This window comes from Sodalis sp. (in: enterobacteria), assembly GCF_047607725.1.
Classification (GTDB): domain Bacteria; phylum Pseudomonadota; class Gammaproteobacteria; order Enterobacterales; family Enterobacteriaceae; genus JBLKSS01.
On the sequence record NZ_JBLKSS010000199.1, the window covers coordinates 1 to 6338 of the forward strand.

The following is a 6338-nucleotide window of genomic DNA, read 5'->3' on the forward strand; positions in this document are numbered from 1 at the left end:
ATCATCGCCGGATTATCCATGATCTGACAGCCGTCCCTTATAGGATGCGGGTTCACTAGGCATCGTAGTGGAACATATTCTTACCGGGCTATACAACAAACCCACCAATAATTCAAGACGTCCTCCACGGGGCGCTTACCCGCATTAATACCAGCCGCGGTGGACTTATCGATTCCCAGGCGGCCATCGAGTCGCTCAAATTGCAAAAGATTGACGCGCTGGGGATGGATGTGTACGAAAACGAGCGAGATTTGTTTTTTGAGGATAAATCCAACGACGTCATACAGGATGATGTGTTCCGGCGGCTATCGGCATGCCATAACGTTCTGTTTACCGGCCATCAGGCCTTTTTAACCGAAGAGGCGCTGACGCACATCGGCCAGACCTCGCTACAGAATATCCAACTGCTGTCGCGGGGAGAGGAATACCCCAACCTCGTAAGCACGTAACGCCGGGCGCGCATAGCGCCGACGTAAACGCCAATAGCCCGAGCCGGCGATAAACGCAAGGGCGCACGTCAGGCGTTAAAGCGCAGGCACTCCACTCACCGGCGCCGCTTGCCGGCAGGGGGAAAGGCGTTGCACGCCTGATTCACCGGCTCAGCGCACCCGGCAGGCGTTAGAGCGCAGGCGGTCGACTCCCGACTCAGCGCGCCGGCAGACGGCAGCCGTCGGTAAGCTGGCACATTCCTACTGTGGAGCCATCCAACTGCAGGGCGGCGGTGAGCGTGCCGCCGACGCCACTGCAGGCGGCCTGTTCCACCTGGCTCAGCACCGGACGCGGCATGCGCACCGCCGTCCCCTGCTGTTCGGGTTCGTCATTGACACTGGGATCGCTGCTGCAGGCAACCAGTAACACGACTGAGGTCGCCAATAACCACCGTGATAACGTCATCAATGGGCTCCGCAAGGTATGAAATAGGAATAGTCTGGAAGAGCCTGTGTAGCGGCAGCGGGCGCATTCGTCGAGAACCCGCCGATTGACTTTACACTTCATCTGTCTTTCCACGCGTTTCATGCATCACACAAAAGCTAAAATCCCTCAGTGTTAGTGCTGCTATACTTGCGATAATTCATGATAAGCCAATGATTTAACGGCTATCATCCGCAGCTCAGATAAGGGTCCTCATGATCACCACAGACGGGAACAATGCAGTCGCCTCGGTGGCCTACCGCATTAACGAAGTTATCGCCATTTACCCCATCACGCCCAGCTCTACCATGGCCGAGCAGGCCGATGTCTGGTCCGAGACCGGCACGCCCAATATCTGGGGCGACACCCCGCAGGTGGTGGAGATGCAATCCGAAGCCGGCGCCATCGCCACGGTGCACGGCGCGCTGCAGACCGGCGCGCTGTCCACCTCGTCACAGGGATTATTGCTGATGATCCCGACGCTTTATAAGCTGGCCGGCCAGTTGACCCCCTTTGTCCTGCATGTGGCGGCGCGCACCGTTGCGACCCACGCGCTGTCGATTTTTGGCGACCATTCGGACGTCATGGCGGTGCGCCAAACCGGCTGCGCCATGCTGTGCGCCAATAACGTCCAGGAAGCGCAGGACTTCGCGCTGATTGCCCAGGTCGCCAATCTGAACAGCCGCTTGCCCTTCATCCACTTTTTTGACGGCTTTCGCACCTCCCACGAGATTAACAAAATCGCGCTGCTATCGGATGAGACATTAAAAGCGCTGCTGCCCCATTCTGAGGGTCTCTACGGGGTGCAAATACCGCCAAACGAAATATTTGCAAATTCAACCTTAGCTGTGATTAATGAAAAACTCAAAGGCAGCGGACTCTTTTTGCTGCGCTGCGGCAGTGCGCTAACCCTCTCAATGCGTATTGATGATATTACGTCCATCCGCTGGATTCATCATACGCCCCAAATGCCAGATATGAACAATTGCGCGGTCCTGGGTAGAATTGTGGCTTTTTTTGATTATATTGAATAATGGAGTGGGCGAAATGATTTTATAAAAAATAACTAACAATAATATTAGTTACCGGGTAAAAAAAGGAGGCCATATTTTTCGCGATAGTGCCGACAGCCTGGTCAGAAATCATCTCATCGATTTTTTTCCGCCCACGATCGCCATACTATTCTGGTCTCCTGCTCCTTGAGCCCGCTGGATTTAAACCGCTACAAAGAGTTCACTATTTTCATTGTGCTGCTCACCCTGTTCGTGTCGTCGCTGCTTATCGCCATTCCTCTTTCGCCTAATACCATTTCGGTGTTTAGCGGGCTGCAGCCCGGCGGCATTCTTATCTTTCCCCTTTCCTTCGCCTTTTTGGATACCATCAACGAAATCTTCGGCCGCAAACATGCGCGCAACACGGTATTGATTTGCGCATGCGCGCTACTGCTGGCCGCGGGAGGAATTTGGCTTAGCCTGCAATTGCCGGGAGAAAACCCCGAACAGACAACGCATTATCAGGCAACGTTCAGCCCGCTGCCCTGGCTGTTTTTTATCAATTTCATCTGCCTGCTGACTGCGGATAATGCTAATAACTATATCTATTCACGCTTTAAAGAGCTGTGCAACGGCCATTATCTGGTGTTCCGCTGTCTGGTCTTCACTCTCATCGGGCAATTTCTCTACTCGCTGATTTGGATCCTGATGTTTTTCACCACCCGCATACCCCTTGGCGATATGCTGCACTACATCCTGTCAAACTACCTGTTCAAAGTGGTCTATTCGCTGCTGGTCTGCATTCCCATTACGTTCATTCTTGTCTCTGGCATCCGTCGTGAACTGTTTAAATAGCCATGGCCGCAACCAGCCTGAAAGGGCGCATGACGCCCCCTCTCCACCTGTGGCCAGTCCACATTATCAGCCGCGCTCGGCGGCAGATAGGGTAATTGATACGGAATTAACGCGCGGGATTATGGCTGAACACGTTGTCACCACATCAGCTTATAGGAATCCCGAGGGAGACAGCCACTGCGGCATTAAAATGCCACGCAGATGCTACGCCTCGCGGCCGGCTGACGGGTTATCAACGCCCGCGCGGCGCGTAGGCTGCCACCAACGCCGCCCGGGCGAACGGCCAACCGGCGACGACGCGCATCTTAATGTTTCAACACATACAGAGTCTGACTGTAGGCCACGTCTTCCGGGTTGTTAATTTTAGCCAAGGCTTGATCAAACGGCCGTTGGTGAATTGATAGAGGGGCGCAATAGGCGCCTCATCGGCAATGATGGCCTCCGCTTTGTTGTAATCCTCGCTCAGCCGCTGCGGATGTGTTTCCCGGCTGGCCTGTTGCAACAGCTGATCGTAGGCGGGATCGCTGAATTTAGCGATATTGCCGCTGTGGGTGGAGTTCAGCAAAGATAAAAAGGTGGAAGGCTCATTGTAATCGCCAATCCACGATGCGCGCACCACATCAAAGTTGCCGGTGTTGCGGCTATCAATATAGGTTTTCCATTCCTGATTGACCAATTTGACATTCACGCCCAGCGTTTTCTTCCACATCGACACCACCACAATCGCAATCTTCTGGTTACTTTCCGAGGTGTTATACAACAGGGTAAGCGTCAACGGCTTACTCGGCCCTTAACCGGCCGCCTGCATTAAGGCCTGCGCCTGGGCATCCAGCTCCTGCTGGCTATGCTGCTGCAGGTAACTGGCCGCCGGCGTAAAGCCGACCATTACGCCCGGAGTAAAATGCTAGGCCGGCTTTTCGCCGGAGCCCACCACTTTGCCGGCGATGATTCGCCGGTCGATGGCGTAGGACAGCGCTTTACACACCCGCACGTCCTGAGTGGGGCCGCGCCGGGTGTTGAAGGCATAATAGTAGGTGCCGAGCTGATCCGGCGTATAAACCTGATCGGGGATTTGTTGCAGCAACTGCCGGTAACGGTCCTTGGGAAACGACTCGGTAATGTCGATATCGTTGGCCATATAGCGATTAAGCGCGGCCGATTCGGCGCTAATGGGGACAAAGGTAACCTGGGTCAGCACGGTATGTTGATGATCCTAATAATAAGGATTGGGCGTAAGGACGAGTTTTTCATTCACCACGCGCTGGCTGAGCTGAAACGCGCCGTTGCCGACCAGATGGCCGACGCGCGTCCACTCCTGGCCGTAACGCTCCACAGTGGCGCGATTCACCGGAAACAGGCTGAAATTGGCGGTCAGGCTGACGAAATACGGCACCGGCTTATCCAGCGTCACCTTCAGCGTGTAGTCGTCCGGCGCGCTGACACCCAATTGTTCAGCGGGCAGCTTGCCGGCGATAATCTCGCTGGCGTTTTTTTAGGCCCGCGAGTTCGGCAAACCAGGAAAAGGTAGAGTGATTGGCGGGATCAACCAATCGACGCCAACTGTAGACGAAGTCCTGCGCCGTAACCGGCTGGCCGTTCGACCAGCGCACGTCGCGCCGCAAATGAAACACATAGTTTTGGTTATCGCTGGTCTGCCAGCGCATTGCCACACCGGGAATAGCCTTGCCCGCGGGATCCTGATTGACCAGCCCTTCAAACAAATCGCGGTCAACCTGTGCCTCCACCAGCCCGACGGCTTTAATGGGATCTAATGAGGAGGGCTCGTCTTTGATGTGGCGTACCACATGTTGTTCATCCGCCAGGGCGGTACCGGGGGACCGTGGCGGCGCGTAGATTGCCGCTGACGGCGGCGAGCATGAGGGCGCAAATGGCAAACGGGAAACGCGGCATAGACTGTTCCTTAGCGTTATGGCCGATATCGGGCTTACCCCGTCGGCGTTCTGGCAAAATACTCTGCGGAAACTAACACTGCGGGAAATTTTTCTGTAAAGTAATCACTGTTAATGTAACTGATTATTTTCTGGCGGGAAACAGTATGCAACCCTTTCGGCCCCGATCCCAGCGCGGCGCCTTGCCCTCGTTGGGGACATCCTATGGTACCTCGGTGCTGGGCGCGCCGCTGCTTTATCATCCCGCCACCCGGGGGGCTGCAGGCAACGAGCTGATTATCGCCGGCACCCACGGCGATGAGACCGCAAGCGTCACCGCGCTCTCCTGCGCCCTGCGCACGATAGGCCCGGACGCGCGGCGTCACGCTCTGGTGCTGGCGGTCAACCCCGACGGCTGCCGGTTCGGGCTGCGCGCCAACGCCCGGGGGGTGGATCTCAACCGCAACTTCCCGGCGGCGAACTGGCAGAGCGGCGAAACGGTGTATCGCTGGACCAGCGCGGCGGATGCCCGTGATGTCGCGCTCGCCACCGGCGACCAGGCAGGTTCCGAGCCGGAAACGCAAGCGTTATGCCGGCTGATTAACGATCTGCGTCCCGCCTGGGTCGTCAGCTTTCATGAACCGCTGGCCTGCATCGAGCAGGCGCCGCCATCGCCGCTGGCGCAGACATTCCGCCTACCGCTGGTGGAGAGCGTGGGGTATCCCACGCCGGGGTCGTTCGGCAGTTGGTGCAGCGACCGCGGGCTGCCGTGCATTACCGTGGAATTGCCGGCCATTTCAGCCGATGCGGCCACCATCGATTATCTGGAAGCGATGGTGGCGCTATTAACTGACACCGACGGCGCGACGAGGAACTGAGGGGTAATCAGGCCCGCCGGCGCTCCCTCCATGCCCTGCCTAAGCGCACCGCCGCCAAGCGCTCAGCCCAGCGTTATCGACCCGCACTGGAACGACAGCGCCGGTTCAGCGTCCATCGCCAGCCAGGTGGGACCATCGAGATCAATAAAACTCGCCTGCGGCGTCAGCGGCAACGCCGCCGCCACCGCGCGCGAGGTACAAAGCATACAGCCCAGCATGATAGCGAAGCCCCGCTCGCGCGCCTGTTGCGCCAGCAGTAACGCCTCGGTCAGCCCGCCGGTTTTATCCAGCTTGATATTGATCATTTCATAACTGCCCTGCAGCGTCGCCAATTGGTCACGGGTATGGCAACTCTCGTCCGCGCAAATCGGCAGCGGGTGGATAAAATGCTGCAGCGCCGCGTCGTGCTCCGCCGGCAGCGGTTGCTCCAGCATCGCCACCCCTAAATCCGCGAGCAGTTGACAACGCGTCGCCAAGCCTTCCGGTTGCCACGATTCATTGGCGTCCACAATCAGAGTGGCTTGCGGCACCGCCGCGCGGATGGTGACCATACGCTCGGTTAACAGGTGGTCGTCCAGTTTAACCTTCAGCAATCGGGCGCCTTTGTCCCTGCAGCGCCACGCCGCCTCCGCCATATTCTGCGGCTCATCGATACCCAGGGTCTGCGCCGTATATAGAGAAGTAATTTATTTGATACTTACGGGAATTGGCGGGATCTGGCGGGAATTCGTGGGATTTCTTAGGCTTAAGGATGATTTATGTATTTGATACCGATGAACAAAAAAAGAACAAAATAGAGCCTATAGGCAAAA

3 protein-coding genes and 4 pseudogenes are annotated in these 6338 nt (G+C 56.7%); 4 read left to right on the forward strand and 3 right to left on the reverse strand.

What is annotated here, in order from left to right:
- Positions 1-143 precede the first annotated feature (143 nt).
- Positions 144-449: pseudogene (locus ACMX3H_RS16015) on the forward strand (NAD(P)-dependent oxidoreductase); the annotation flags it as partial.
- A 196-nt stretch (positions 450-645) separates the two neighbouring features.
- Here the strand turns inward: ACMX3H_RS16015 and ACMX3H_RS16020 are convergent.
- Entirely contained in the window at positions 646-894 is a 249-nt protein-coding gene (locus ACMX3H_RS16020) for a DUF333 domain-containing protein (RefSeq protein ID WP_415211538.1), read from the reverse strand.
- A gap of 233 nt (positions 895-1127) precedes the next feature.
- Between ACMX3H_RS16020 and ACMX3H_RS16025 the strand changes: the two are divergent.
- A pseudogene (locus ACMX3H_RS16025) lies at positions 1128-1700 on the forward strand (pyruvate:ferredoxin (flavodoxin) oxidoreductase); the annotation flags it as partial.
- A 411-nt stretch (positions 1701-2111) separates the two neighbouring features.
- Positions 2112-2759: a queuosine precursor transporter gene (locus ACMX3H_RS16030; RefSeq protein WP_415211539.1), complete on the forward strand. Its 648-nt coding sequence runs from the start codon at positions 2112-2114 to the stop codon at positions 2757-2759.
- Positions 2760-3064: 305 nt separating this feature from the next.
- On the opposite strand, the pseudogene ACMX3H_RS16035 reads toward ACMX3H_RS16030, so the two are convergent.
- A pseudogene (locus tag ACMX3H_RS16035) lies at positions 3065-4670 on the reverse strand (peptide ABC transporter substrate-binding protein).
- A 145-nt stretch (positions 4671-4815) separates the two neighbouring features.
- On the opposite strand from ACMX3H_RS16035, the gene mpaA reads away from it, so the two are divergent.
- A complete protein-coding gene (gene mpaA, locus ACMX3H_RS16040; RefSeq protein WP_415211540.1) occupies positions 4816-5526 on the forward strand; it encodes a murein tripeptide amidase MpaA in 711 nt (236 codons plus the stop codon).
- A gap of 62 nt (positions 5527-5588) precedes the next feature.
- Here the strand turns inward: mpaA and ycjG are convergent.
- Positions 5589-6194, reverse strand: a pseudogene (gene ycjG, locus ACMX3H_RS16045) (L-Ala-D/L-Glu epimerase); the annotation flags it as partial.
- Between the last annotated feature and the right edge of the window lie 144 nt (positions 6195-6338).

Excerpts from the sequence above, each read along its gene's own strand:
- ACMX3H_RS16020 (WP_415211538.1), bottom strand. The coding sequence starts at position 894 with ATGACGTTATCACGGTGGTTATTGGCGACCTCAGTCGTGTTACTGGTT.
- mpaA (WP_415211540.1), top strand. The coding sequence starts at position 4,816 with ATGCAACCCTTTCGGCCCCGATCCCAGCGCGGCGCCTTGCCCTCGTTG.